Source organism: Actinomadura sp. WMMB 499, from assembly GCF_008824145.1.
GTDB lineage: Bacteria > Actinomycetota > Actinomycetes > Streptosporangiales > Streptosporangiaceae > Spirillospora.
The window spans coordinates 2,013,553-2,039,298 of sequence record NZ_CP044407.1; the positions used below are offsets into that span (position 1 = coordinate 2,013,553).

The 25,746-nt window shown below is 69.5% G+C and carries 24 protein-coding genes, 2 tRNA genes and 4 pseudogenes; 8 read left to right on the top strand and 22 right to left on the bottom strand.

The genetic code is table 11. The annotated features are described in order from the left end of the window. Positions 1–75: 75 nt before the first annotated feature. Positions 76–1,416 carry an amino acid permease gene (locus tag F7P10_RS08815; protein WP_151008902.1) on the top strand — a complete coding sequence of 447 codons (1,341 nt, stop codon included), beginning with the start codon at positions 76–78 and terminating at the stop codon, positions 1,414–1,416. Positions 1,417–1,422: 6 nt separating this feature from the next. On the opposite strand, the gene F7P10_RS08820 is transcribed toward F7P10_RS08815, so the two are convergent. Further along, complete coding sequence (locus F7P10_RS08820; RefSeq protein ID WP_151008903.1) at positions 1,423–2,061, bottom strand: LysE family translocator; 639 nt, start codon at positions 2,059–2,061, stop codon at positions 1,423–1,425. Positions 2,062–2,375: 314 nt separating this feature from the next. Between F7P10_RS08820 and F7P10_RS08825 the strand changes: the two genes are divergently transcribed. Then, positions 2,376–3,893, top strand: a complete 1,518-nt coding sequence (locus F7P10_RS08825) for a glycosyltransferase family 39 protein (RefSeq protein ID WP_151008904.1) — start codon at positions 2,376–2,378, stop codon at positions 3,891–3,893. On the opposite strand, the gene F7P10_RS08830 is transcribed toward F7P10_RS08825, so the two are convergent. The 4 genes and pseudogenes from F7P10_RS08830 to F7P10_RS44110 all read right to left on the bottom strand — a co-directional run bounded on the left by F7P10_RS08830 (position 3,877) and on the right by F7P10_RS44110 (position 7,484). Further along, a complete protein-coding gene (locus tag F7P10_RS08830) occupies positions 3,877–4,467 on the bottom strand; it encodes a DUF1444 family protein (RefSeq protein ID WP_254716501.1) in 591 nt (196 codons plus the stop codon). The two genes, F7P10_RS08825 and F7P10_RS08830, sit on opposite strands and share 17 nt — an antisense overlap. A gap of 79 nt (positions 4,468–4,546) precedes the next feature. Then, positions 4,547–6,053: pseudogene (locus tag F7P10_RS08835) on the bottom strand (cobyric acid synthase). Next, positions 6,050–6,982 (bottom strand): cobalamin biosynthesis protein, encoded by a 933-nt coding sequence (locus F7P10_RS08840; protein WP_218040422.1) that lies wholly within the window; start codon positions 6,980–6,982, stop codon positions 6,050–6,052. Before F7P10_RS08840 ends, F7P10_RS08835 begins: the two are co-directional and overlap by 4 nt. Next, the gene (locus tag F7P10_RS44110; protein WP_254716502.1) at positions 6,957–7,484 is read right to left on the bottom strand and encodes a phosphotransferase; all 528 of its coding nucleotides are present in this window, start codon (positions 7,482–7,484) and stop codon (positions 6,957–6,959) included. The genes F7P10_RS08840 and F7P10_RS44110 overlap by 26 nt, the downstream gene beginning before the upstream one ends. A gap of 352 nt (positions 7,485–7,836) precedes the next feature. On the opposite strand from F7P10_RS44110, the gene F7P10_RS08850 reads away from it, so the two are divergent. Beyond that, a tRNA-Arg gene (locus F7P10_RS08850) sits at positions 7,837–7,910 on the top strand. A 208-nt stretch (positions 7,911–8,118) separates the two neighbouring features. Here the strand turns inward: F7P10_RS08850 and F7P10_RS08855 are convergent. From F7P10_RS08855 to F7P10_RS08900, 11 genes and pseudogenes are all read right to left on the bottom strand, one after another. Further along, a complete protein-coding gene (locus F7P10_RS08855) occupies positions 8,119–9,501 on the bottom strand; it encodes a tyrosine-type recombinase/integrase (protein WP_151008906.1) in 1,383 nt (460 codons plus the stop codon). Continuing rightward, on the bottom strand, positions 9,498–9,692 hold the full coding sequence (locus tag F7P10_RS08860) for an AlpA family transcriptional regulator (protein WP_131982633.1): 195 nt from the start codon (positions 9,690–9,692) through the stop codon (positions 9,498–9,500). Before F7P10_RS08860 ends, F7P10_RS08855 begins: the two co-directional genes overlap by 4 nt. Then, positions 9,689–10,825 (bottom strand): annotated as a pseudogene (locus tag F7P10_RS08865) (replication initiator); the annotation flags it as partial. The gene F7P10_RS08860 and the pseudogene F7P10_RS08865, both read right to left, overlap by 4 nt. Beyond that, positions 10,732–11,370 carry a replication initiator gene (locus F7P10_RS45370; protein WP_368077464.1) on the bottom strand — a complete coding sequence of 213 codons (639 nt, stop codon included), beginning with the start codon at positions 11,368–11,370 and terminating at the stop codon, positions 10,732–10,734. The pseudogene F7P10_RS08865 and the gene F7P10_RS45370, both read right to left, overlap by 94 nt. Further along, the gene (locus F7P10_RS08870; protein WP_254716503.1) at positions 11,367–12,833 is read right to left on the bottom strand and encodes an FtsK/SpoIIIE domain-containing protein; all 1,467 of its coding nucleotides are present in this window, start codon (positions 12,831–12,833) and stop codon (positions 11,367–11,369) included. The genes F7P10_RS45370 and F7P10_RS08870 overlap by 4 nt, the downstream gene beginning before the upstream one ends. Positions 12,834–12,920: 87 nt before the next feature. Next, on the bottom strand, positions 12,921–13,127 hold the full coding sequence (locus F7P10_RS08875; protein ID WP_151008907.1) for a hypothetical protein: 207 nt from the start codon (positions 13,125–13,127) through the stop codon (positions 12,921–12,923). Then, positions 13,124–13,411 (bottom strand): hypothetical protein, encoded by a 288-nt coding sequence (locus tag F7P10_RS08880; protein ID WP_151008908.1) that lies wholly within the window; start codon positions 13,409–13,411, stop codon positions 13,124–13,126. Before F7P10_RS08880 ends, F7P10_RS08875 begins: the two co-directional genes overlap by 4 nt. Beyond that, the gene (locus F7P10_RS08885) at positions 13,411–13,812 is read right to left on the bottom strand and encodes a plasmid replication, integration and excision activator (protein ID WP_254716504.1); all 402 of its coding nucleotides are present in this window, start codon (positions 13,810–13,812) and stop codon (positions 13,411–13,413) included. Before F7P10_RS08885 ends, F7P10_RS08880 begins: the two co-directional genes overlap by 1 nt. 159 nt (positions 13,813–13,971) lie before the next feature. Continuing rightward, on the bottom strand, positions 13,972–14,706 hold the full coding sequence (locus F7P10_RS08890; protein WP_151008909.1) for a GntR family transcriptional regulator: 735 nt from the start codon (positions 14,704–14,706) through the stop codon (positions 13,972–13,974). 163 nt (positions 14,707–14,869) lie between these two features. Continuing rightward, positions 14,870–15,091, bottom strand: coding sequence for a hypothetical protein (locus F7P10_RS08895; protein WP_151008910.1), 222 nt, complete (start codon positions 15,089–15,091; stop codon positions 14,870–14,872). 590 nt (positions 15,092–15,681) lie between these two features. After that, on the bottom strand, positions 15,682–16,896 hold the full coding sequence (locus F7P10_RS08900) for a helix-turn-helix domain-containing protein (RefSeq protein ID WP_176611363.1): 1,215 nt from the start codon (positions 16,894–16,896) through the stop codon (positions 15,682–15,684). Between the two features lie 87 nt (positions 16,897–16,983). Between F7P10_RS08900 and F7P10_RS08905 the strand changes: the two genes are divergently transcribed. Beyond that, entirely contained in the window at positions 16,984–17,667 is a 684-nt protein-coding gene (locus F7P10_RS08905) for a haloacid dehalogenase-like hydrolase (RefSeq protein ID WP_176611364.1), read from the top strand. 5 nt (positions 17,668–17,672) lie between these two features. Here F7P10_RS08905 and F7P10_RS08910 read toward each other — a convergent pair whose 3' ends face one another. The 3 genes from F7P10_RS08910 to F7P10_RS08925 form a co-directional block, all read right to left on the bottom strand. After that, positions 17,673–18,191, bottom strand: coding sequence for a protein-export chaperone SecB (locus F7P10_RS08910; protein ID WP_151008913.1), 519 nt, complete (start codon positions 18,189–18,191; stop codon positions 17,673–17,675). Positions 18,192–19,546: 1,355 nt separating this feature from the next. Next, the gene (locus F7P10_RS08920) at positions 19,547–19,804 is read right to left on the bottom strand and encodes a hypothetical protein (protein ID WP_151008915.1); all 258 of its coding nucleotides are present in this window, start codon (positions 19,802–19,804) and stop codon (positions 19,547–19,549) included. Continuing rightward, positions 19,801–20,100, bottom strand: coding sequence for a DUF6247 family protein (locus tag F7P10_RS08925; protein WP_151008916.1), 300 nt, complete (start codon positions 20,098–20,100; stop codon positions 19,801–19,803). Before F7P10_RS08925 ends, F7P10_RS08920 begins: the two co-directional genes overlap by 4 nt. Positions 20,101–20,250: 150 nt before the next feature. On the opposite strand from F7P10_RS08925, the gene F7P10_RS08930 reads away from it, so the two are divergent. Continuing rightward, positions 20,251–20,316 (top strand) — tRNA-Arg (locus F7P10_RS08930). 38 nt (positions 20,317–20,354) lie between these two features. On the opposite strand, the gene F7P10_RS08935 is transcribed toward F7P10_RS08930, so the two are convergent. Then, the gene (locus tag F7P10_RS08935) at positions 20,355–21,404 is read right to left on the bottom strand and encodes an integrase core domain-containing protein (RefSeq protein ID WP_218040423.1); all 1,050 of its coding nucleotides are present in this window, start codon (positions 21,402–21,404) and stop codon (positions 20,355–20,357) included. Between the two features lie 21 nt (positions 21,405–21,425). On the opposite strand from F7P10_RS08935, the pseudogene F7P10_RS45375 reads away from it, so the two are divergent. Together F7P10_RS45375 and F7P10_RS44115 are read left to right on the top strand one after the other, a co-directional pair. Continuing rightward, positions 21,426–21,599, top strand: a pseudogene (locus F7P10_RS45375) (hypothetical protein); the annotation flags it as partial. Next, positions 21,582–23,508, top strand: a pseudogene (locus tag F7P10_RS44115) (arginine decarboxylase). The pseudogenes F7P10_RS45375 and F7P10_RS44115, both read left to right, overlap by 18 nt. Before the next feature lie 282 nt (positions 23,509–23,790). On the opposite strand, the gene F7P10_RS42130 reads toward F7P10_RS44115, so the two are convergent. Beyond that, positions 23,791–23,949 carry a hypothetical protein gene (locus F7P10_RS42130; RefSeq protein WP_176611365.1) on the bottom strand — a complete coding sequence of 53 codons (159 nt, stop codon included), beginning with the start codon at positions 23,947–23,949 and terminating at the stop codon, positions 23,791–23,793. Between the two features lie 648 nt (positions 23,950–24,597). Between F7P10_RS42130 and F7P10_RS45380 the strand changes: the two genes are divergently transcribed. Beyond that, entirely contained in the window at positions 24,598–25,059 is a 462-nt protein-coding gene (locus F7P10_RS45380) for a recombinase family protein (protein ID WP_151008917.1), read from the top strand. Here the strand turns inward: F7P10_RS45380 and F7P10_RS08950 are convergent. After that, positions 24,987–25,724 carry a hypothetical protein gene (locus F7P10_RS08950; protein WP_151008918.1) on the bottom strand — a complete coding sequence of 246 codons (738 nt, stop codon included), beginning with the start codon at positions 25,722–25,724 and terminating at the stop codon, positions 24,987–24,989. The genes F7P10_RS45380 and F7P10_RS08950 overlap by 73 nt on opposite strands. Positions 25,725–25,746 lie beyond the last annotated feature (22 nt).

The window sequence follows — 25,746 nt, forward strand, 5'->3', positions numbered from 1 at the left end:
CAGGCGACCACGGAAACCGAGGGAATGTCCGAAACTCAACACGCGGGCCTGCGGACGGGGCTCCGCCGTCGGCACATGACGATGCTCGCGATCGGCGGCGCGGTCGGCGCCGGGCTGTTCGTCGGCAGCGGCGCCGTGATCGGCACCGCGGGACCCGCCGCCGTCCTGTCCTACGCGGCCGCGGGCGCGCTCGTCCTGTGCGTCCTGCGGGCCCTCGGCGAGATGGTCGTCGCGCGGCCCGTGGCCGGATCGCTCGCCGAGTACGCCCGGATGGCGCTCGGCCCGTTCGCCGGGTTCACGATCGGCTGGATCTACTGGTACCTCTACGTGATCCTCGTGGGGGCCGAGGCCGTCGCGGGCGCCGCGATCCTGGCCGAGTGGATCGACCTCCCGGCCTGGACGCTCGCCGCCGCGCTGCTGGTCGTGATGACGGCCGTGAACCTGGTGTCCGTCCGGTCCTTCGGCGAGTTCGAGTTCTGGTTCGCCTCGATCAAGGTCGCCGCGATCCTGGTGTTCCTCGTCCTCGGCGCCCTCTGGGTGCTCGGGCTGTGGCCCGACTCCCCCGGCGGCCTCGGCAACCTCACCGCGCACGGCGGGTTCGCCCCGAACGGCGTCGGCGCGATCTTCACCGCGATCGTCGCCGTCATGTTCGCGTTCGGCGGCACCGAGATCGTCACCATCGCCGCCGCGGAGAGCTCCGAGCCCGGACGCGCCGTCGCGAAGGCCACCGGCAACGTGCTCTGGCGCGTCGCGATCTTCTACGTGTTCTCGATCCTGCTCGTCGTCGCGATCCTGCCGTGGAACGCCGCCGAGGTCCTCACCAGCCCGTTCGTCAGCGCCCTCGAACGGCTCGACGTCCCCGCCGCCGGGACCCTCATGCAGGCCGTCATCCTCACCGCCGTCCTGTCGGTGCTGAACTCGGCGATCTACGTCTCGTCCCGGATGCTGTACGTGCTCACCCGCGACGGCGACGCCCCCGCCGGGCTCGTCAAGCTGAACCGGCGCGGCGTCCCGGTCCGCGCGATCCTGCTCGGGACGGTCGCCGCGTGGGCCGCCGTCATCGCGTCCTACACCTCCCCCGACCAGGTCTTCGCGTTCCTGATGAACTCGATCGGGGTCGTGCTCGCGTTCGTCTACCTGGCGATCCTGTTCTCCCACCTGCGCCTGCGCGCGCGCCTGCGGCGCGAGGACCCGGGCAGCCTCACCTACCGCATGTGGCTGTACCCGTACCTCACCTGGACGGCCGTCGCCGCGCTCGCCGCCGTCCTGGTCTCGATGGCGCTCATGGACGATCGCCGCTCGCAGCTCGTCGCGTCCCTGGCCAGCCTCGCGGTCGTCGCCGCCGCGTACCCGCTGCGCAGGCGGTTCGGGAAGACGCCGCCGGCGCCCGCGCCGGGTCTCGCGAAGGCGCCCTGAGCCCGGTCAGTCCTTGCGGCCGGTCGCGGCGACGGTCACGCCGAGCCCGATCATCATCATCCCGCCGGCACCGCCGATCGCCGCGAGCCGCCGCGGGGACCGCGCGAACCACGCCCGCGCGGTCCCCGCCGCCAAACCCCACACGGTGTCGCACATCAGCGCGAGGGCCGCGAACAGCAGCCCGAACACCAGCATCTGCAGCGGGACGCCGCCCCGTTCCCGCTCGACGAACTGCGGCAGCACGGCGGCGAAGAACACCACCGTCTTCGGGTTCGTCACCCCGACCACGAACCCCTGCCACAGCTCGCGGCCCCGCGCCCGCGCCTCCCCGAGCTCCCCGACCGCCTCCCGCAGCGCCCCCCGGTGCCGGATCGCCTGCACCCCCAGGTAGACGATGTAGGCCGCGCCCGCCGTCTTCAGCGCCGTGAACACCACCACGGACCGTTCCACCACCGACCCGACGCCGACCGCCACCGCCGCCGTCAGCGCCAGCACCGCCAGCGCGTTGCCGGCCGCGCCCCGCACCGCGGTACGCGGGCCGTGCGCGAGGGCCCGGCCGACGACGAACAGGACCGTGGGGCCGGGAATCACGATGATGGCCAGCGCCATCGCGGAGAAACCGAGCAGCTGATGCAGCGTCACCATGAGCCCGCACGCTACGCCGGACCCCGCGTTTCCCCCACCGAATATCCGCCGCGGACGGATCACCGCCCGGCGGGGACGCGCCCGCACCAGCACGGCGAGGGGGACGGCCGGCAGCGGCAGCGCCGCCGTCCGGCAGGTCCAGGTCCGCGACCGCCGCCGCCGGCACCGCCGACCGCGCGGCCCCCGACCGCTCGGACGCTCGCGCCGCCGCGTCCGGAGCGCCGCTCGTCCCGTCTGGCGGGACCGGCCGGTGACCGGCCCTGGACACCCGACATATCGTGACGTGCGCCACACCGCCGCTTAGGGTTCACGGTGTGTCCGCCCCCGCGCCCGAGGCGCCCGGCAGCCGTTCCGGGACCGCTCCGCCCGCGTGGCGCCCGCTGCTCCTCCTCGCGGGCGGCGCCGCGCTCGTCCTGCTCGCGCTCGGCGCCCGGTACGGGTACCACCGCGACGAGCTGTACTTCCGCGTCGCCGGACGGCACCTCGACTGGGGCTACCCCGACCAGCCGCCGCTCGTCCCGCTGCTGGCCCGCGCGATCACCGCGGTCTTCGGCGACTCGCTCGTCGCGCTGCGCGTCCCGTCCGCCCTCTGCGTCGCCGCCGGGGTGCTCGTCGCCGGCCTCACCGCCCGCGAGCTGGGCGGACGGCGGCGGGCGCAGCTCCTGACCGCCGGGGCGTACGCCGTGTGCCCGTTCGCGATCGCGGCCGGGCACACCCTCTCCACTGCGGCGTTCGACATGCTCCTCACCACCGCGCTCGCCTGGTCGGCGATCCGCTGGGTGCGGACCCGCGACCCTCGGCTCCTGCTCGCGGCGGGCGCGGTGACCGCCGTCGCCGTGAACATCAAGTACCTCGCGCCCGTCGCCCTCGCCGCGCTCGCCGCCGGGCTGCTGATCACCGGGCCGCGCGACCTGCTCCGGAAGCCGATGTTCGGCGCCGGAGCCGTCCTGGCGGTCGCCGCGGCCGTCCCCGGGCTGGTCTGGCAGGCCCGGCACGGCTGGCCGCAGCTCGACATGGCCGGCGCGATCGCCGGGGACGCCGACTTCGGCGGGCGGCCCGGTTTCGTCCCGTTCCAGATCGTCCTGACCGGGGTCGTGCTGTCCTGGCTGTGGATCTACGGGCTCTGGCGGCTCTACCGGTCGCCGGACCTCGCGCCGTACCGGTTCATCGGCCACGCCTACCTGCTGCTGAACGCCGCGTTCCTCGCGACGGCCGGGAAGCCCTACTACCTCGCCGGGCTGTGGGCGGCGCTGTGGGCGGCGGGCGCCGTCGAGGTCGAGCGGCGCGGCGTCCCGAAGGGCTGGGGCTGGGCCGCGACCGTCCCCGCCTACGCGGTCACCGGCGTCTCGACCGTCCTGCTCACGCTGCCCGTCTACCCCGTCTCGACCCTCGCGAGCACCCCGCAGCCCGCCGTCAACCCCGACGGCGCCGAGACCGTCGGCTGGCCCCGGTTCGTCGCCGAGGTCGCCCGCGTGCACCGCTCGCTCCCGCCGGACGAACGGGCCGTGATCATCGTGAGCAACTACGGGGAGGCCGGGGCGATCGACCTGTACGGGCCCCGCCACGGGCTCCCCCGCGCCTACAGCGGCCACAACGGCTACTGGTACTTCGGCCGCCCGCCCGACGGCGCCGGCACGGCGGTCGTCGTCGGCCCGGAGAGCACCGCGGGCGCCGCCGCGCTCCGGCGCTTCTGGACGGACGTGCGCCCCGCCGGCCGCATCGACAACGGCGCCGGCCTCGACAACGAGGAGCAGGGCAAGCCCGTGTGGATCTGCCGCGGACCGCGCGGCTCCTGGACCGAACTGTGGCCGGAGTTCAGGACACTGTCGTGAGGATCTCCCAGACCCCCGCCCGCCGGACCAGCAGGTCGTGGCCCAGCAGGGCCGACGCGGGCGCGTCCCACTCGGGCTCCGCGTCCCGCGCCCACACCTGGGCGACCGCCCAGCGCAGCTTGTCGACGCCCTCCGGATGCCCGGTGCCCGACGCGACGAACACGTCCCGCGCGGGCGCCGCCACGACCAGATCGCCCTCCACGTCCTGCGCGAGCTTCTCGAGGAACCCCTCGTCCAGCAGCAGGCTCGCCTCCAGCCCGCCGAGCGTCACCGTCACCGCCCGCACGTCCGGGTACCAGTTCAGGCCCAGCTCGGGACGGCGGTCCCGCAGGTTCAGCACCGCGCGCCGGCGCAGCTCGCCCGCCTCCACGCCCAGCTCCGCGCAGTGCCGCCGCGCCACGTGCTCGTACCGGCGGCCGCCGTCCTCGGTGTGCTCCAGCGCGTACGTCACGTACAGCTCGCCGGCGAACGCGTCGCGCACCGGCTCCTCGTCCACCGGGAGCGGGAACTCCAGCTGCACCTCGGCCGGCACCCGCGCCTTCATCAGCGGGACGATGAGACTCGGGTCGGTCACGGGGTATTCCTCCTGATACGTCGGCCGCACCTTCGAGTGGATCACCCTACCGCCGCGCCGCCTCCACCCGTCGCCGCTCTTACCGTCCCTTGACGGCTCCCTGGGGTCCGCCCGGCGGTACCACGGGCAGATCGCGCGGCGCGCCCCCCTCGATCAGCCGCCACACCGCGTCCGTGTCGAGATGCTCCTCGACGAGATCGCCCAGCGCGTCCATCGTCGCCTCCCGCAGGGCGGCGAACGACACGTCCGGCGCCGGCGTGAAATCGCGCCCCGCCGCCCCCGCCACATCCCGCAGGAACGCCCGCCGGAACCCGTCGTTCTCCATCGCGCCGTGCCAGGTCGTGCCCCACACCGCCCCGTCCCGGCACCCGTCGAGGAACGGTTCGCCGCCCTCAACGGTCACGACCCCGTGGTGGATCTCGTACGCCTCGACCGGCTCCCCGTACGCCGCACCACTGGGACGTCCGAGCGTCTTCTCCGCGCCGAAGACCACGCTCGCGGGCAGCACGCCGAGGCCCTCGACGCGCCCCTCACCCGACTCGACGTCGTCCCGGATCTCCCGCGCGAGCATCTGGTAGCCGCCGCACACCCCGAGCACCGGCCGCCCCTCCCGCACCCTGCGCAGGATCTCCGCGGCCATCCCCCGCTCCCGCAGCCACGCGAGATCGCGCACCGTCGCGCGCGTCCCTGGCAGGACGACCAGATCCGCGTCCGCGAGATCCCCCGCGCTCGCCGCGTACCGCACCACCACGCCCGGCTCGCAGGCCAGGGCGTCCAGATCGGTGAAGTTCGAGATCCGCGGGAACCGCACCACCGCCACCCGCAGCGTCTCCCGCCCGTACGGGGCCCGCGCGTCCGGGCGCGGCGCGTCCAGCGCCAGCGTGTCCTCCGCGTCCAGGTAGAGACCGGACAACCACGGCAGGACGCCCAGCGTCGGGCGGCCCGTCAACCCCTGAGCTGCTCCAAGCCCGGCTCCAGCAGCTCGGCGGCGCCCCGGAACTTGTTGATCACGAACCCGGCGACGAGCGCCTGGTCCTCCGGCTCCAGCAGCGCGACCGTCCCGAACAGCGACGCGAAAACCCCGCCGCGGTCGATGTCGCCCACCACCACGACGGGCAGGTTCGCCGCCCGCGCGAGCCCCATGTTCGCGATGTCCCCCGCACGCAGGTTGATCTCCGCCGGACTCCCCGCGCCCTCGCACACCACCACCTCGTACTCGTCCCTCAACTGCTCGAGGGACTCCCGCACGACCTCGCGCAGCCGCTCCTTGTGGGCCCCGTACTCCATGGCGTCGACCTCCGCCACCGGACGCCCCAGCACCACCACCTGGCTCCTGCGATCGCTCCCCGGCTTCAGCAGCACCGGATTCATCAGCGCCCGCGGCACCACCCCGCCGCCTGCGCCTGCATGTACTGCGCCCGCCCGATCTCCGCGCCGTCCCCCGTCACCATCGAGTTCAGCGACATGTTCTGGGCCTTGAACGGAGCGACGCTCACCCCCTTGCGCCGCAGCCACCGGCACAGCCCCGCCGTCACCACGCTCTTGCCCGCGTCCGACGTCGTCCCCGCCACCAGCAGCCCGCTCACCTGCGCCCCCGCGCCACCACCGCGGCCAGCCCCGCCGCCGCGAACGTCACCCCCGCCGACAACCGCACGGCCCTCCTGATGTCCCGCACCTCCGGCGCCCGCCCGTCCCCCATCTCCGGACGCCGCTCCACCAGCCCCCCGTACGCGTTCGTCCCGCCCAGCCGCACCCCGAGCGCCCCCGCGAACGCCGCCTCGCACCGTCCCGCGTTCGGACTCGGGTGGTTCCCGCCGTCTCGCAGCAGCACCCGCCACGCGTCGGGCCCGCCGAACAGCGCCACGAGAGCCCCCGTGACCCGTGCGGGCACCCAGTTCATCGCATCGTCGAGCCTCGCAGCCGCCCACCCGAACCGCTCGTACCGCGCGTTCCGGTAGCCCACCATCGCGTCGAGCGTGTTCACCGCCCGGTAGACGAACAGTCCCGGAACGCCCGCGACCGCGCCCCACAGCAGTGGCGCGACGGCCGCATCACTCGTGTTCTCCGCCACCGACTCGACCGTCGCACGAGCGAGCTCGTCCGCCTTCAACCCCTCCGGATCCCTCGCACACAGATGCCCCAGCCGCGCCCTCGCAGCCTCGAGATCCCCCGCCTCGAGCGCATCCGCCATCCGCGAACCCTCACGCCCGAGCGACGTACCGCCCAGGACCGCCCACGTCGCGACCGCCGTCACCGGCCACGAACCCCTCGCCGTCACCGGCCTCGAACCCCTGCACGCCCGCTCGACCGCGAACCCCGCGAGGCCCGCACCGCCCACGAGGAGCCCCACGTACAGCACCCCCGCCGTCCTCGAATCCCGGTACACCGCGCGCTCCACCCTCGAGGCCACCCGCCCGAACCCCGCGACCGGATGCCCCCGCCGCGGATCCCCGAGCACCGCGTCCAGCACCGCCCCGAGTGCCAGGCCTTCAGCAGAGACACGCATCGAGCTCATCCCAGTGCCGCTCCAGCCAGTCCTGAGCCCGCCGTATGCGAAGCCCGGCCCCACCCTGCCAGACCCTTGCCCAGCTCCCGCCCCGCCGGGCCCTCTCCCGCATCACCTCGTACGACCGCTCGAACCGCACGAGCGCCGCCGGCAGCACCTCGTTCCGCTCCCCCCGCGCGAGCCCGTACGCATCGCAGAACACCCGAAGCCTCCGCCCCACGTCGACGCCGTACCACACCGCGTCCCGATCGGCCGGATCGGCGATCGGCCCCCAATGCCGGAGCGCCGTCACCACGTCGTACAACCGCCGCGTGGGCCGCGCCAACTCGAAGTCGATCAACGCGACCGGCTCCCCGCCCCGGAACACCACGTTCTCCGGCGTCACATCGCAGTGCCCGACGATCTCCGGCTCCCCGTCGAGACACGACCCCTCGCCCCACGGCCCGTCCGGCACCCCGAACGGCCGCACCGCCTCGTGGTACCGCCGCACCAGCCGCGCGACCCCCCGCAACACGTCGTCCGTCCCGCGTACCCGGGCAACGGCCGTCCCGGCACGTCCCCGTGCACCCAGCTCACGACGTCCCGCCCCGCCTCGTCCGTCCCCAGCACCCGCGGCGCCTCGAACCCCACGTCCTCCAGGTGCCGCAACAGCCCGCGCACCGCCGCACTGTGCGCGCCGCCCGGCCTCCGCACGGTGTCCGCCACCCGCACCACGCCCCCCGTCCCGGAGAGCGGCACCTCACCGTCCACGGCCACCAAAGATATGCCCTCTACCACAGCGGCACGGCCAAGACCGGCAATATGGATGTGGAGCCAGACGGCGCTCAGCCTTACACTGTGTCCGGCGTCCAGCCGGGCGCCGAGCGCCCGTAGCTCAGCTGGACAGAGCATCGGACTTCTAATCCGACGGTCGCGGGTTCGAATCCTGCCGGGCGCGCTCTCTTCACCAGGCGATCTAGCCTCTGACCAGGCAGAACGCCACCCGGACGACGTCCGGCCGGACGCAGCCGTATGCCACCGGAGGCAGCCCCGGAGCACGGTTCCCGGAATATACGCGGAATGACCGCCCGGACGTTTGCCCAGGTCAGACCGCACGCGAAGAGGGACCCCGGATCGTTCCGGAGCCCCTCCACGGTAGTTACCGATCATGCCGCCAACGCGTCCTCGATGCGCTGGTTGGCCACACCCCGTTGCCCGTCGATGCACTTCGCGTAGACCCGCAACATCACATCGACCCCATGCCCCGCCCGTTCGGCCGCCTCCGGAGCATGAACCCCGGCGTTCAGCCAGAGCGAGACCGCCGCATGGCGAAGGTCATACGGACGGGCCGCCAACGGCGACTCGACCTGATCCGGGGTCAGCGCCAGGACCCGAGCCCGCTTCCACACCAGCGCGTAGGCCGAGCCGGAGAACGATTGGCCGCCACTGGTGACGAACATGCGCCCGTCCTCGGCCGTCCCGAACGCGTCCAGGTGATCGCGAAGGATGCCGACCAGTTCAGGCGGGACGGGAACGGGGCGGACGACGTCGTCGTCCCGGTGCTTCAGGCCCCGATCGTCGAAGGTCTCCCCCGAGTCGGTGTACCGCTTGTTGGTCTGCGGACGACTCTTCTTCAGCGTGATCAGGCCCCAGCCGATTGCCGGAAGTTCGCAGTCCTGCCGCCGCAAGCCCGCAGCCTCAGCCGGACGCAGACCGGCGAAGTACATGCACGCGAACATCGCCCGCAACCGAGGCCCGCGCGACCGTCCCACGTAGGAGACCGCCGTCAGCAGCTCCCGAGCCTGCGAGGGGTTCACTACGACCCGCCGGTCAACGGCCCCGCTCTGCTTGGGCGGACGCCACTTCACCCGGTCGAGCGGATTCGCCGCCAAGTCACCCAGCTCGACCGCGTAGCCGAGGGCATGCTTGAACACCGCCCGCTTGCGCCGGAAGGTCGAGGCCGCCGCCGGCTGCCCGTCGAGCTGGAGCGCGAGGGCCTCCAGCGCAGCACGAGCCAACCGCGGTTCGTCCAGTGCGGTAATCGGCATGGACGCCGCCTCCAGCCAGCGCAGCGCCGACCCCAGATCCGGCGAGACGTCGGGGCGCCGATCGTCCGGGACGAACACGTACCGGCGCAGCAACGTCCGCAGGAGGGCCGCATCAGGACGGCCCGGCATGTCCTTCACGAACACGAGCGTCACGGCCGTCATCGTGTCCGTGAGCCCCTCACGAGACTTGGCCGCAGCATGAGGCCAGCGCGCCGCCACGTACGCACGGGCGAACTCCAGCCATGTCCGAGCCGTCGCCGCCTTGAGCATCGACACCGGTAGGCCCGAGTCGACGTCGAACGGCTCACCGTTCTTTGCAGCCTGCCGCAGGTCCGACAGGAAGCTCTTGGCTTGCGACGAGCGTTCGAACGTTCGCGACTTCTCTCGGCCGCCCACCGTCCAGCGAGCGGTGTACGAGATGACCTTGCCCGGCTTGCTCGACCGAGGCCCCGCCTTGTTCGGCCGGACTTCCCAGAACTTGACCTTGTACGAGGTGTTCACGCCGCCTCCCGCAGCGACCACAGCCACGCGTCGAGGTCACTCCGGTAGATCCTGATCTCGCCGTTGGGCAGCTTGAAGCCCGCAGGCGCCCGACCGATCTCACGCCAGCGGTAGAACGTCCGCCGGGAGATCCCTCCCAGTTCTTCGAGAACCTGATCGACCGTCAGGAGCTCATCGCGCTTACCGCTCACGCTGCCTCCGCAGTTGCCGAAAGTTCGGGAGTAGTTGAAGTAGCTTGATCGAGTTGGCGACGCCGTTCGATGCGCTCATTCACCGTGAGCAGCAACCGTTGGTCGACCGAACGGACATCCGGGTCAGCGGGACCAGCACGTTCCCAGACGTAGGCCGCATCGGGATCGGCCGGATTGGAGACCCGAATCCCGGCCTCAGCGAGCCGAGCCAGCGCCCATGCCTTTCGGTCGGCCTTGTGATCGGCGAGGGTCTTGCCGGACCACTTGCGGGAGACCAGGACGCGGCGACCGCCGTAGCCGAGGTGTTCGCGGCGATGGGCCTTGCCCTTGCAGTAGCCGGGCGTCAGGCCCTTTCGGGGGTTCTTGGGCTGCACGCCGTAGCACAGCCAGTTCGCGCACGTCGGAGAGCACGGCTCATAGCGCAGTGTCTCGGCCATCCGGTCGGCGTGCTCACGCTGCGTGGACGTCTCGGCGTTGTGACACTCGGCGACACCCTTGACCAGGTACTTCGTGAGGTAGCCGATCAGCTTGCGCGACTCGGAGAGTCGGCCATGACGCCCTGTGCGTCGATCTGGCGACCGAACCGCACGACGTGCAGGGGTTCGGCGTCATCGTCCAGGCCGATGGCGTCCAAGGCGTCCCCAGGTGGGCAGCACCTCCCCCGTTGCCGGATCGACGTAGCCGCCGTCCTCGCCCGCAGCGTCATCCCAGACCGGCAGGTGCTCGCCGGAGTAGACGACGCGTTCGGTCGAGGGCCACCACACCTGGTGATACGTCGCCGCCACCACTTGCCGAAGTTCCGCGCGAGAGATTGTGCCCCGGATCGCCATGTGCAGATGGGGAGCCAGCCGCCGTTGGGGTTCGACGGTGGCGAAGTACTGGACGTCATGGCCGACGAAGCGGCGCAGGTTCTGCACGAACCGGTCCACCAGCTTGGAGAAGTGCAACGCGTCCCGAGCCGCCCGAGCGTAGTCGTACGTCTCCGGATCAACGGGAGTGCCGTCCGAGCGAACCCGCCCGTAGGAGTCGAGCGTCAGGGTCAGGAACAGCGAGGGCCGGAACGTCTTCCCGTCACGACCCCGGTAGACCTTCCCGACCGTGCGCGAGTCCACCGGCCGACGGGGAAGGTCCGGAGCATCCTGCCGCCGCCGCGTGGACCGGGCACGGCGTGCCTTGTGCTCACCCGTCTTGAGCGAGCCCGCACCCCAGAGCGTTCGATCTCGCCGTCCAGCTCGCGAAGGACGCCGTCCCAGAACTCGACCGGTTCCCCGTGTGCAGTGCCTTCCTCGGCCGCCCGGTCGTGCTCGGCCTGTGCCTGCGCCCGCAGCCCCATCCACGCCCGTTGCTCGTCATCGGGATCAGCGCGCGTGATGACGGGTTCCTGGTCGAGGTGCCAGCCCTGGCGGCACTGCACGGCCCGCAGCTTGCGCTTTCGCTCGGCGCACGGAGGGCACACCGACGCCAGGGTGTGGCCGCACGGGACGTTGATCACCTCGGAGTCGCCCGTGTGGAGGTCCACCCGCCGCATGGGCACGGGGCGGATGCACACGCCGTGGTCGATGGCGACGGCTTCCAGGACGTTGCGCGCCAGCGGTGCCATGGTCTTGACGAGCGCGCTCGTCTCCTCCGGGGCCGCCACCGGATCGGGGGCCGAGCCGTCGAGGGAGAGCTGTGTCATGCAGCCTCCCCCGCGTCGATCCCCTCCAGGGCCAGCGCCACCATGGCGCGGATGTCTTCATCGGAGACGTAGGCCGCCCGCACGCGCACGGGATCGGGTGAGGTTTCCAGCCGGACGAACCCCACCCCCGCACCGACCTCCGGAACGCTGGAGATCTGGTCGGCCAGGGCGCCGCGATCACGGGCACCGTCGCCGAGAACCATGTCGACCTGTTCGTCTTCGTCCAGCCGCAGGGCGACGCGGTCGGGGAACAGGTTGCGCAGGTTGTTGACCTCCTTGCGCGCGTCCTGCTGTGCGCCGATGACGCAGTACCCCACCGACCGGCCCTGTGAGGTCAGCACCGCCAGCGCCGATTCGGCCCGCTTGCGCAGGTCCCGTTCCGGGCAGTACGCCGTCAGGAACGCCAACTCGTCCACGATCACCACCCGGAACGGATGCGCCGTCGAGGGGGCGAACGATCGCGTCACGCCCGCGAACTCCTCAGCGCGCGCGTTCATGTCCTCGGCGGCGTCTTCCAGGAGGCGGACCATGCCGCCGCGCGGGTCGGAGGAGTACCGGCCGAACCGCTCGAACAGCGCCCGCCCGTAGCTCAGTTCCATGCGCTTGGGGTCGATGGCCCAGACCTCCACCAGGCCCGACGCCATGAGCGGGAGCAGGGCGCGGACGGTGGACCAGATGACCGACCCCTTGCCGGCCCCCGTCGCCCCCGCGATCAAGACATGCGTGCCGAGCAGCCGCAGTCGCCACGGGGACCCGTCCTCGGTCCGGCCGATCATCACCCCCGACAGGTCCACGGCGGACGGGGACGGAACCGGCAGGGCGGAGAGGGGACGGGCGAGGGCATCGTGGCGGACGAACTCCAGCCAGAGCCGTCCCGGACGGTCCCCCTCACGAACGCGGACGAGAGCCGCCCCGAAGCCGTGCGTGAGGTTGGCCACGACACGTTCCCAGGCGTCGGGAGCCTGCCCTTTGAGCATCCGGACAAGGACGCGGTCTGATGTGGGGCCGCAGCGGACGCGGACGATGGAGGGCAGGTACTCGCGGCCCTTGTGGGTCTTGGTGAGTCCGGCGGTGACCAGGACGGGTTGCCAGTGCCGCCGGTAGGTCCACGCCAGCCGCCAACGGCCCCGGACCGGACGGACGACGTAGCGGACGAACGAGGACGGGTCCCCGGCCGCCCAGGTGCCCAGCAGCACCAGGACCAGGGCGACGACCAGGACGGGGACGGTCCAGCCGAACCGGTAGGCCAGCCAGCCCAGCCCCGCCGCAGCCGACACCGGGACGATGTTGCGGACGAGGAAGACGACGACGCGGACCAGGATGCGGACGGCGTTGACGAGCAGCACCAGGCCCTCGGGCATGTGCCACACCGGAGGCGCCCACTTCGGCGCCGCGAACGGGTCGCGCTGCGACTCGACGGCGACGTTCTCACCGGGCCGGATCTTGCGGAACTCCCATGCCATGATGGATCACCTCTTCACTTGCCAGCGCTTTTGCGAGGGGAGAGAAGCGGGGCGGCCGGAGGTACCAGCTCCAGCCGCCCCACCCGATCAACCAGGAACCACCCGCGGAGTCTCGGCCGACAGCGACCGCGACCGGCACACCCGGCACCCGCCGTCACCGCAGAACCGCGCCAGGGCGTGAGCCCACCGCACACCCCGCCGACGTTCCGCGAACTCGACCAGCAGCCGCAGGCCAACCGCACCGGCACCGGCGAGGGCCACCACGGCCAGGACGAGCAGGGCGAAGGCGTTCATGCCGCACGCTCCCCGCCGTCGACCTCGCCGGAGTCCTGTGGGTTGGTCTCGGCGTACAGCCGTTCGACCTCGGCCGTGAACCGGGACACGACCTCCAGCAGCCGCCGCGCGTTGTCGACATCGCCCGAGGACACCGCGTCACGCTGCGACGTGCTCAGCGACAGGTACATGCCCGGCAGGTCGATCGCCAGAATCGGCGTTTCCGACTTCTCCGGGTAGGTGCTGCACCGGAACCAGGTGTCCGCCCCGAGAGAGACGCCCAGGGAGCCGTATCCGTCCCGCATCAGGCCGCGTCCTTACCGGCCGCACGACCGGCACCCGACCCCGACGCCGAGCCCGAGGGAGCGGCCTTGCCCGCACCGGCCGAGCGCATCCCCGCCGCCTTCAGCGAGTACGCCAGCCGGTTGTTCTGGCTGTTGACGTACGGCGTGACCGTCAGCCCGTCGAACTCCACCGGCACGAACGGAAACCCGCTCGGGGCCTCCGGCATCACCGGCTGAACCGGCGCCATCAGCTTGACCTTGAACGTCCCCTTGGACTCGGGGTCGGCGTCGAGCACCTCCACCGACCACACCAGCTCGCCCGTGTCCTTGTCTCGGGCCTGCACGAAGTTCTCGCGGGACGACCGGTCGAAGTCCCGGACCGGCTCCACCCCGCCCTTGACGAACGCCCCGAACGGGAACACGTCCCGAACGCGACCTTGAACGGACCCTGCACCGCCATGAGCGATCACCTCCGCCTTGAAAGCTCAACAACTTATGCTGTCGAGTTGCTACGAAGGTAAGCGACGATTCGGACACTTGACAAGTCGAGCTTGTAAGACGGTGTAGTGACTTAAGTCACATCACAGGGTGTAGGTGTCCTCCAGGTCGTGAAGCTCGCCGGGAAGCACCAGGTCGACCACCATGACGACACGGCCGTCCGAGTCGTGAACGGACGCCAGCGCCCCGAAGACCGGGGCCGCCGTGTCGATCTCCAGCAGCTTGGACTCCGCCGAGGTGGGGAGCCGAGCGCTCAGCCGTTCCACCACATGCGCCAGCCGGACACCCGCACCGGCCTGGAGCAGCCGCCGCAGGGGAGCAGTCAACGCCTCCGCGTGATCGAGACCCGCCGTCCGGCCGATCTCTTGCGGCACCCACACCGACACCAGCTCGCAAGGGGTGCCGTTCTCCCAGTCGATGTACCGCCGCCGAATCACGGGGGCACCGTCGACCATGCCCAGCAGCCGGGCCACGTACGGCGGGGCATCGGCCGGCCCCACGTCGAGCACGTCGACCGACAACTCGGCCTCCGCCTGGTCGAGCACGGTCCGAGCCGGACGCGACTGCCCGTCACCGGACGGCGGAGGAGCGGCCTTGACGAACGAGCCACGGCCATGCTCCCGTTCGATCTCGCCCCGAAGCTGCATCGCCTGCAACGCGCGGACGACCGTGGGACGCGATACGCCGAACTCGCGGATCAGTTGCGACTCGGACGGCAGAGCGGACCCTGGCGGGTACGTCCCGTTCGCGATCCGCCGCCGCAGCGCCTGCACGATCTGCGCGTACTTCGGCGGCGCGTACTCCATGTCATCCGACATGACGACCTACTATCAACTCGACAACTTAAGTACGGGCAGCGTAGCGACACCGCGCCCACGTGTCACGCCTTTGCCCAGCTCAAACGCTGAAAGCGGGGAAAGCGGGACCGGCGACACCCGAGCCCCACGGGGGCAAGGCCCTCCCCGTCACCGGTCCCGCAGCTCACCGCACGACGGACGAGCGACGGGACGCCGCAACCTCGATGGCGCCAACGAGCGCCCGAGGAGTCGGCGCCTCCAGAAGCACCCACCGCCCGCACCACACGACGGCCCACCATCGGCGCGTGTGCTCGCCGTACCACGGCACCACACCGGGAAAGCGCCGTTCGATCTCCCGGCGTATCGCCACGGTGTCGACCAAGAGCCCATCCACGACCACGCTCATGACCCCGCCCCAGGCCCGTGAGCCCGAGGAGGATCGGACCGCAACGTCTCCATGATCCGCCGGGCCGCCCCCTCCACATCGGTGGCCGGGTGGGCGTTGTCCACGCGCCACCAGGTGAAGCGCTCACCGCCCTTGAGCACGACGTATCCGGAGACCGCCGGAGCACCGTCCCGCACGAGCCGGACCGTCAACCCCGGTATCGCGTCCCGGAGCTGCACCTCGGCGCCCAACTTCGCAAGCGCCACGTACAACTCACCCAAGAGCACGAACTCACGGTCCCTACCGGCCGAGGCACCCATCACGCAGCCTCGATCCCGTTGCCACCGCACCGCGGGCATTCCTCACGGACCCGAGCCGGAGCCGCCACCGACGCTGCGTCCGCCGGGACGATGACCAGCCGCCGCCGGGGCAGCACGAGCTTGCGTCCCCGACCACGGCAGGAAACGCAGGGGTCAGGGGCCGGAGGGTTCGCCGAGGAGGGAAACAAGGTGGGGACTCCTAAACCGCTCTGAACGTCGTGCCGACGACGTTAAGAGCGGATCAGGCGCACAACCCGAACTCTCAGTTCGGGTCGACCCCCGGTACGGGTTCTACGCGGCCACCACACCGACCCGACGAGCCAACGCCCGCACTTGCGGCGCCATACTCGGCCGAGCCCGCCGCAGCAGCCCGCGCACCAGATCCCGCGCCAGCACGTTGTACCGCAGGTCTTCCGGCCCGCTTCCCTCCGCACTCATCAAGTGCAGCAGCACGGCCGCGTCATCCCGGCGTTGCTCATGCAGCCGTGCCAGCTCCAAATAGAACGTCGTCTGCCGTTCCAGCGACGGCGACTCGGTGACGTCGATCCGGTCAGCGATGGTGAGCCCCTCAGCCGATTCCCCGGCCTCCATTTCGACGCTCATCGCGTGCAGGAGGACGTTCGTCGGCCCGAACACCGTCCACAGCACGTTGCCTTCCCCAACCGACTCGGCCGCCGGAAGCGCATGCTGCCGCAGCCGATCCCGAGCCGCCCAGGCATCCCCCTGCCGCACCGAGGCGACCGACGCCACGAGCCACAAGGCACCCGACATCGCCAGCCAGTCGCCGCCGCTCTCCAGATGGGGCTTCAGTTCCTCGATCGCATGAACGGCCGTCTCCTCGGCCGCCTCCGCCTCATTCTGCGCGATCAGGATGTGAGCGAGGTTCCAGTGAGCCCCCGCGATCCTCAGCGGATCATCGGTCTCGTAGGCCGCCGCGATCCCACGGTCAGCAGCCAGCAACGACAGGTCCGTCCGCCCGATGCGCTTCGCGAACGTCCGCAGCAAGAAGTACATGTCCGACGCCAGCCGAGCCGCCTCCCGACGTTCCTCGGCCTCACCCACGGCCCGGAACGACCGCGCCGCCACCTGAACATCGGACAACAGCGCCGGGAAGACCTCCGCGCCCTCCGTGAACCGACTCTCCGACGTCTGCCAGATCTCCCATGCCGCATCAACCCTCCGACGCAGCCCCGCCAAGTCGACATCCCCACCGTCCCCAGGACGGCCGAAGGACATCATCCGCCGATTCAACTCCGACGCCACCGGATGAATCGTGCCGTTCTGCTCGAACTCCGGTTCCCCGAGCAACACCGACACCTGCACGCCCAGAATCCGCGCGAACTTGTGCAGCATCCCGATGGTGGGAGTCTTCAACCCCCGCTCGATCTGCGAGACGTAGTCCTCACTCACCCCAGCCAGCCCAGCCACCACGGCCTGTGTCTTCTTGCGCCCCTGCCGGTAGAACCGCAGACGCTCGCCAATGCCGATCTCATCCGACTCAGACACGTTCACTCCCGGAGGGCGGGAAGACTGGGCAAGACCAGGGTAGGCACCCAGAGCCCCCGATCACAGCACCGGAAGGATGACCAAGGCGTGCACAAGCTCATCCTGTGGGACATCGACCACACGCTCATCGAGACCGGAGGCGTAGGCAGCGAAGTCTTCAAGGACGCGTTCGAGCAGGTCACCGGCCACCAGATCGACCGCCTAGCCGACGTCACCGGCCGCACCGAACAAGTCATCTTCCAGGAGACACTCGACCTCTACGACATCCAGGACCCAGGCGACTACTTCCCCAAGTTCGTCGAGGCCCAAGCCGCCGGCTACCGAGCCCGAGCCGACGAGATGCGCAGGCGAGGCCGAGCCCTCCCCGGAGCCCGCAAAGCCCTAAAAACTTTCGCCGAACGCCCCGACATCGTCCAAACCGTTCTAACCGGCAACCCGAAACCCTCAGCCATCGCCAAGCTGGGAATTTTCGACCTTACTCGCTACCTCAACCTTGCCATAGGCGCATACGGTACTGACGACTCACAACGCCCCAACCTAGTAGCCATCGCCCAGAACCGAGCAGCCACTCACGTCGGCCACGTATACAGCGTAGAGAGCACCTACCTCATTGGCGACACGGTCGGCGACGTAGAGGCCGCAAGAGAAGGTGGAGCTCAAATAATTTCCGTAGCTACAGGCCGAGCCGATATACCCACATTGAGATCAGTCGGGTCCCAAATCGCGATACCCACCCTGGAAAGGGTTGCACAAATCATCCCACATAGCTAACAACGTTAGCCTTCTTTGATTTCAACTTCCTCATCATCAGCGGTTGTCAGCGGCTCCAAAATGGAAAGAGTGTAGGGCGGATAGCCAAGTCGGGTAACGTTATGCTGGACGATTTCCCGTGCATAGGGATGCATAAACAGGGGACCGAAAGCATAAGCCAGAGCCTTCAGATCCTCATCCGAAAAGCTCGGTATTTTCGCAGACTGCTTCGCGAACGTAGCAACCAAAATTAGTTTCAGTCGCCAAGCGTTCTCCTCCTTGTCATCACCATGGAGGGAATGCTCCTCCCTTTCATCGTCATCATTCGCAGGCATAGCGCGAATGTCATAGCGCGTAAAAAGATCTATATGGTCGGCACGCATCTCGCCGCTTACAGATAGCGTAGTACTGACCGTGAACGGCCCTTCCAATACTGGATGCGTTCCCGTTATCGAGAGCGACCTCATATTAATATCCTCAATCTCTATATATTGAAGGATATTTTGAGCAATCTCTCGGAGTTCCCCGACGGTGGTTCGAGTCATGTTGTACCTGCGACCAGACGGATGGACCGCTCCGTAACTTTATATGAAACAGAATGTTTGGTCGGTGCTACTCGTCGAGTTTCACGCCAAACTTCTCTTTGAGGTCGAGTGTCCTTCAGGGACAGTTCCAGTTCATAGTCTAGAGCATCTAGCATGTCAGCAAGGGACCTTAGGGTGAGATTCCGCTTTCCGCCGAGCCTCTGAGTCACCTCGGACGCCTTCACCTCTAGCGCAGCCGCCAATTCACTCCGAGACATTTCTCTAATATCAAGAGCTTCACTGATTAGTTCAGCAACCGCCACAATCAGGCGTTCTTCCGCGAGAAGCTGACGTGACCGGCGATTCTCCCTAAACCAGGACATCACTACTTACGCTCCTCATAAATCTGGCGAGAACGCTCTACTTCTCTCTTCACTAGGCGGTCCTTCGGCTTTTTGCGGCCATGAGTAGCTACCCAGTCAATCCCCTCCTTGATCACATATAGCCTGTACCCTGGGCCTGAATGTGCCTTGATCTCCTCTACTGAAGGTTCCCCTGGGACTTGGAGCTTCCGCATTAGCTCAGGGCTGCGCAGCCATCCCACCTCTGCAAGCCGCATCAAACGGGCCTTGAACTCTGCCTGTGGTCGGTCACCGAGTGTCTCCAGGAACTCACGCGCCGGACACCCCCCGCCCGGCGTTCTGACCGCTAGCACCTTGCAACGCGAGCCCTCCTGCAGCACCTCGTATGCACCATCTTCAGTCAAAACTTAAGTCCCTGCAAGCCTAGTTCGCAGCCAGTTGTGATTTTGATCACGGTCTATCTTCTCATGAAGATCTCGTTAGGGAAGGGGCAGAGGAGCCTTCAGAGGAGTTCGAGTAGTTGACAGACGACCGCCTGTGGTCTAGGTCCCGAGGCAGACCGCCTTGATCTTCCATCTTGGCGCTTCCCTCCCACAAGCAAGCTGCCGAATTGGGCTGTTTGAGATCAAGGCGGCGCCGCTTCGCGCCGCCGCAGGCCCGGCGGCTACGCCGCCCGGGGCATGCGGCGTGGGCGCCGGTCCCCGGGCGGCGGACCGCCGGGCCTCGATTGCCGACTCGTCGCCCCGAACTCCTCAGCCAACGGCCGTAGTGCGACTAACGTCCTCGCCGCCGGCTGACGGCCGCCAAGGCGATTGAGCGTGCGCTTACCAGGGGACTTCGCAGCCCCCATGGACCCCCGCGCGCCGAAGTACTCATTCGCGCGATGCCGCCCTTGCCACGCTGGGGCCGCTCGCGCGAATAAGCACTTCGGACCGTTGCGCCTCCGTGCAGGTGACCTGTGGTCTCGCAGGTCACGCTGACTTCGTCGAAGGTCCGCCCGTAGCAGCTACGCCGCTACCCCATCCAGAGGATGTCGATGATGCGCAGCGTCTCCGCCTTGTCATCGATCAGGAGCGTCAGCATGCCCTCGGCGTCATTGCCGAAGAAGGCGTGTCGGATGGCTGTCTGCCCCGGCCGTTCGGGGACCGCGTCCCACGGGGCCTCCACGAGGTGAAGGAGGCAGTCGAGGAGGGGTCCGTCTCGAACCTCTTCGGGAAGTCCGTTCAGTTCGTACAGCGCGCGGCCGTGAAAGCCGTCGAAGCGGTACGTCACACCCGGCCTTCCCAGCCCGGAGGGGTGTAGCGGACGAAGGTGTCTTCCCTACCCTGCAGCGCGTCCTGCACCGCTTCCTCGTAGCCGGGACGGCCGTAGGCGACGGCCCGCAGACGCCACCGACGAAGGAGTGCCTGAACCTGCTTGAACCGCGCCAGGTCGTGAGCCGCGTCGAGCGCCTCGTCGTACTCGGTCCGGAACTGGTCACGATGCGACGGCGGGAGCGCCTCGAAGATCGCGGCCGGATCCTCGCCGGGATCGCGCGGCGCGGTCGGCTCCTCGGGCTGAGCGGTCATGGTGTCCAATCTACCTGTGAGACGGTGCAGAGGGCGGGAGTCCCTCGCACGGCCAGGCGGACGAGCCCGAGAACAAGATCCGGAGCATGTGCGGAATGATCTCGGGTGGGACGGGACGCGAACGGGGAGTCTGCGCAGGTGGATGCAGGTGCGGAGGCTCTGCTGAGCTGCGGACTTCTAATCCGACGGTCGCGGGTTCGAATCCTGCCGGGCGCGCTCATGTGATGTCTCAGGACATTGGAAACCCTCCGAACCTACGGTTCGGAGGGTTTCTTGCGTTGGGGTTGGTAGTCGCGGGTGGTGTCGATGGTGAGCTCGCGGAGGAGTTCGCCGGTGGTGGCGTTGATGACGCGGACGTGCAGGTCGTTGATGAGCATGATGACGTGGGTTCGGGCGTGGGGTCGTCCGATGCCGATGTGGTGGAGGCGGCCGCCCGTGCGGAGGGTGACCACGCCGGTGTCGTCGATGCGGTCGTGGCGGACGCGGGTGTGGGCGTCGTGGTCGCGGCTGGTGGCGGGTAGGTCCTTGGGCAGGGTGGTGTAGATCGCTGCGGATGCGGCCCGGTGCGGCAGGGACCGGTGCGGGCGCCGATGATTGTAGATCTCGGTGAAGCGGTCGATCAGTGTCTGCAGGCCGGTGATGCCGGTGGGCCGGCCGGGCCGGGCGCGCAGCCGGTTCTTCATGGTCTGCTGGAAGCGTTCGACCTTGCCGCAGGTGGTGGGGTGGCCGGGGCGCGAGTTCTTCTGCCTGATGTGCAGGCGGCGCAGTTCGGCTTCGAGGGCGTTGCGGCCGCCGCGGCCGCCGGCCGGGCGGGTGGTGAACACCATGCCGTTGTCGGTGAGTGTGGAGGCGGGAACACCGTGGGCGGCGACGGCCCGCCGGAAGGTGTCGCGGACGATCGGGCCGGTGACGCGGGGCCATGCGGTGACGTGCAGGGCGTAGCGGCAGTCGTCCAGCCAGGTCAAGATCTCGGTGTCGGTGCCGTCGGCGAGGCGGTAGTGGGTGAAGTCGGCCTGCCAGGTCTGGTTGGGCAGCTCGGCCTGGAACCGGATGCAGGACGAGCGGGGCCGCTTCCCGGGCTGCGGGGTGACCAGGCCGCGGGTGGTCAGGTGCCGGGCGATGGTGGCCCGCGACACGGTGATGTGGTGATGGTGGGCCAGGTGCCAGGCGATGGTGTCGGGCCCGGCGTCCAGGCCCTGCTCGGACAGTTCCTTGCGCAACCGGACGATCAGCTCGACCGTCTCGGGGGCCGTCGCGGACGGTGAGGTCTTCGGGCGGCGGGATCGGGGCTGCGCTGGACGCACCGCGGGTCCGACGCGCTCGCGGTGATCGGTTCGGACGCGTCGCTGGCGGCGGTACTGCTCTCGTGGGACGAGCCAGAGGCGGCGCGAGTGCTGCGCGGCGTGGCCGAGCGGTTCCACCGCCTGCCGGTCTTCCCGGTCTCGTCCGGCGAGGATCCGCCACTCTGGGTGTACGAGGTCGTGCAGGGTTACGTCTACCCGCTGGAGGACACCCCCGACTTCATCGCCGGACGCATCGCGCACGCGGCGGAAAGGTACGCCGAGCAGTTGCTACCGCCGTTCTTCGGCGCGCTGCACCGCCTGGAGGATCACCACCGCTACTCCTGGCACACCCCGGCGCACGCGGGCGGCGTCGCCTTCCTGAAATCGCCGGTCGGTCGGGCGTTCTTCGACTTCTTCGGCGAACGGCTGCTGCGCACCGACCTGTCCATCTCGGTCCCCGAACTGGGGTCCCCGCTGGACCACACCGGGCCGATCGGCGCCGCTGAGCGCAACGCGGCGCGTCTTCGGCGCCGACCGCACGTTCTTCGTGGTCAACGGCAACTCCACCGCCAACCGCGTCGTCGCCCACCACTCGATCGCGCGGGACGACACCGTGCTGGTCGACCGCAATTGCCACAAGTCGATCCAGCACGCGCTGACCATCACCGGCGCCCGTCCGATCTACCTGGTACCCGAACGCAACGGCCTCGGGCTCGCCGGCCCCATCCCACCCGCCGCGCTGGAGGCGGACGCGGTGCGCGAGCTGGTGTCCGAGCACCGGCCCGGCGGCGGGGACCCCTCGTACGCGGTGATCACCAACTCGACCTACGACGGGCTTTGCTACGACACCGTGCGGGTCGGCGAGCTGCTCTGCGAAAGCGTTCCCCGGCTGCACTTCGACGAGGCGTGGTTCGCCTACGCTCGCTTCAACCCGATGTACGCCCGCCGGTTCGGAATGGCGCTGGAAGCCCTGCCGGACGAGCGGCACCCCACGGTGTTCGCGACGCAGTCCACGCACAAGCTGCTGGCGGCGCTGTCGCAGTCGGCGATGCTGCACGTGCGCCCCGGCCGGGCGCCGATCGATTACGACCGCTTCAACGAGACGTACCTGATGCACGCCTCGACCTCGCCGCTCTACCCGCTGATCGCCTCGCTGGACGTCGCGGCGGCGATGATGGACGGGCCCTCCGGTCCCTTCCTGACCGGAGAGGCCATCGTGGAGGCGATCCGGTTCCGGCAGGCGATGGCGCGGCTGGCCGCCCGCGTTCGCGCGGACGGCGGTCGGCCCGACTGGTTCTTCGGGGTCTGGCAGCCGCCCCGGATCAACATCCCGGGCACCGGCCGTCCGGTCGACTTCGCCGACGCCGACCCGGCCCTGCTGGCCGCCGAACCCGCCTGCTGGACGCTGGAGCCCGGAGCGGCCTGGCACGGATTCGACGGCCTGGACGACGGCTACTGCATGCTGGACCCGATCAAAGTGACCATCGTGTGCCCGGGCGCCGACGCCACCGAGGGAACCCTCGAACGGGGCATACCCGCCCGCATCGTGGCCGCTTACCTCCAGCGGCGCGGCATCGTGGTGGAGAAGACCGGCGACCACACACTGCTGGTCCTGTTCTCGATGGGCATCACCAAGGGCAAATGGGGCACGCTGATCGACGCACTGTTCGACTTCAAGAACGCCTATGACGACGCCGCCGCCCTGGACGACCTGCTCCCCGGCTTCGGCCCCGCCGGGGTCACGCTGCCGGAGTTCTGCGACCGGGCCCACGCGGCCCTGCGCGACTCCGACCTCGACACGCTCTTCGACCAGGTCTTCACCGACCTGCCCGAGCCCGTCCTGACACCGTCCGACTGCCACGGCGCCCTCATCCGGGGCGGCACCGAGAGCGTCGGCCTGGACGATCTCCCGGACCGGGTGTCGGCCACCACCATCGTCGTGACACCGCCGGGAATCCCCATGCTGATGCCGGGCGAAGCCGCAGGCCCCGCCGACGGCCCGCTGATGACCTACCTGCGCGCGCTGGAATCGTTCGACGTAGCCTTCCCCGACCTGGCCACCGAGATCCACGGAGCCCACCGCAGAAGCGACGGGCACTACCACGTCGAGGTCATCGCACACTGAGCCTACGAAGCCGACATCCGCGCACGGGTGCAGGGCGTCCTCGACGACCTCACGCCCTGAGATCCCGCCGAGGGATTCGTGGTGCTCTGCGAAAACGGGGGTCAGCAATTCAACCAGGTATCGGCACTCCCAGTTCCTCGACGATCGCGTCCCAATCGAATTCCTACGGTCCGCTGCCCGAACCGCTGAGCATCCGCAATTGTGATGACGCCGGGCATTTTTCGCTCGTCGCTTGCTCGTATGTCGCGGGACGCGGCGGGCTCCGGCGGTACAGGACGGCACTCAGCCGACGCGGCTATCGGTTACCCATAGCTGGTTCGGGCCGTTGTGGCGGAAGTCCCGGTTGACCAGGTCGGTGACCATGGTCGATGCCGGTACGCGCTTGGCGCGGCGCCGCAGCGGCAGCCCGGACAGGCCCTGGCGCCGCATCAGCAGCGCCACGGTGTTGCACTCCACGCGGATCCCGTGGGCCTGTACCGGCTCTTGATCTCGTTCTCCAGCTCCTGGATCCGCTGGTTGGCCGCGGTAAGAGCCTCCGATTCCACCGCTGCGGCGCCGGGGGCCTTGAGTCCTCGCTCGATGAGATCGCGTGAACGCCATCGGTGCAGGCACGATTCGGCGATGCCGAGCGTTGCCGCGACCGCGCACGCTCCGTCCGGATTCGACGAGGTCCAGGGCCTTGCGGCGGAACTCGGGCAGATACGGCTTGGGCATGGGGTGGGGGTCCCTTCGGTGTCGCCAGGCCCGCGGCCTCTCAACAAACGAGTCCGTAGAACCAGGGGAATATCAAGTGCGGAGCACCACACAGGTGCAGGGCAGCATCGAGGTTTCGGCGTGATCGACCTCGCCGCCCACCACGCGCAGCCCCGTCCCTGAAAGGAGCGAATACGAGACGGTGGCGATCTTGAAAGGAGGTCCCGGGTCAAGGTGTCCCGAAACCCGTCCCGGAATCGGAGTCTTCGGATTGAGTTCCGAGACGGTTTACGGGACGATTGCGGCGTGCGGCCCACCTCGTAAGCACCCGCCGCCCACAGCAAAACCGTCCGGATCGGCTATGCACGCGTCTCCGGGCGAGCCGAAGATCACCAGATGCAGCCGGACGCGCTCGCGGCCGCGGACTGCCGAGAGGTGATCATGGAGACCGCCAGCACCCGTGGCTCCCGACCCAAGCTGCGCACCGCCCTGGACATGTTGAAGCCGGGCGACACCTTGGTGATCTACAAGCCGGACCGGATCGCCCGGTCGATGAAAGAGCTGCTCGTCCTGCTGGAGGACGAGCTCCACGCCCGGCCCCACGCCCGCCCGCGCCTGGTGGACCGTGGCGACCGAGGCCCGCAGGTCCAGCAGCGACCGGCGCCAGGTCGGGCCTGGAGGGCTCTCAGCGTCGGCTCGGGCGCGTGGGCCACGCCCGCCGCCGGCGGGCTGCGGTGCCCGGATCGGCGGTTCGCAGGGGCGGGTCAGCGGGAGCCGCGGACCGATCAGGTTCGGTGGTCGACCAGGACGTTCCAGCGGCCGTCCTGGTCGAGGCGGTGTGCGTGGTCTTGGAGTTGAGCGAAGTCCGCGGTGTCGCAGTGCGGTCCGCCTTGGTACTCGGCGACTTCGCCGAGTTGGGGCCAGGGGCTTTTGAAGGCGTAGCCGAAGGAGGTCAGGGCGCACAGTTCTCGGCCGAACACGGTGAGGTGGCCGGCGTCCAGGTCGTAGAGGTTGGCCACGGTGCGCGGGGAGGCCAGGTAGAAGGGGGCTCCCAGGTGCAGACCGCCCAGCGCCCAGGCGTCGTTGACCAGGAACGTCCAGTTGGGCGAGTCGAGCACCGCGCCCTGCCCGGTGGCGGCGGTGGCTTCGTTCATCGTCCGGAAGTTGGCTCTGACGTGCTCGTCGATGACGGCGCCCTGCCGCTCGGCGCTGGCCAGCCGTCCAATGACCAGGCCGCGGTCGTCGTCCTGGCGGGAGGCGAACGCAGCGGCGTAGTAGATGCGCCAGGCCACATCCAGTCCATCGGCGGAGAATGCTGTGTCGAGATCGGGGAGGCGGGCCTGCTGGTAGCGGGGCCTGGTGGTGATGGCGGCGGCCGAGAACTCCTGCAGCGAGTTGTACATCGTCACTTCCTCGGATTGGTGCAGGTTCGGATTGGTGCAGGTTCGGGTCGGTGCAGGTGTGGTCGCCGGAGTCACCCGCCAGCCGCCGGTGTCGCGCAGTTGCGGGATGGCTCGGGTCACTGCGGGGGGCTGGGGGCGTCCG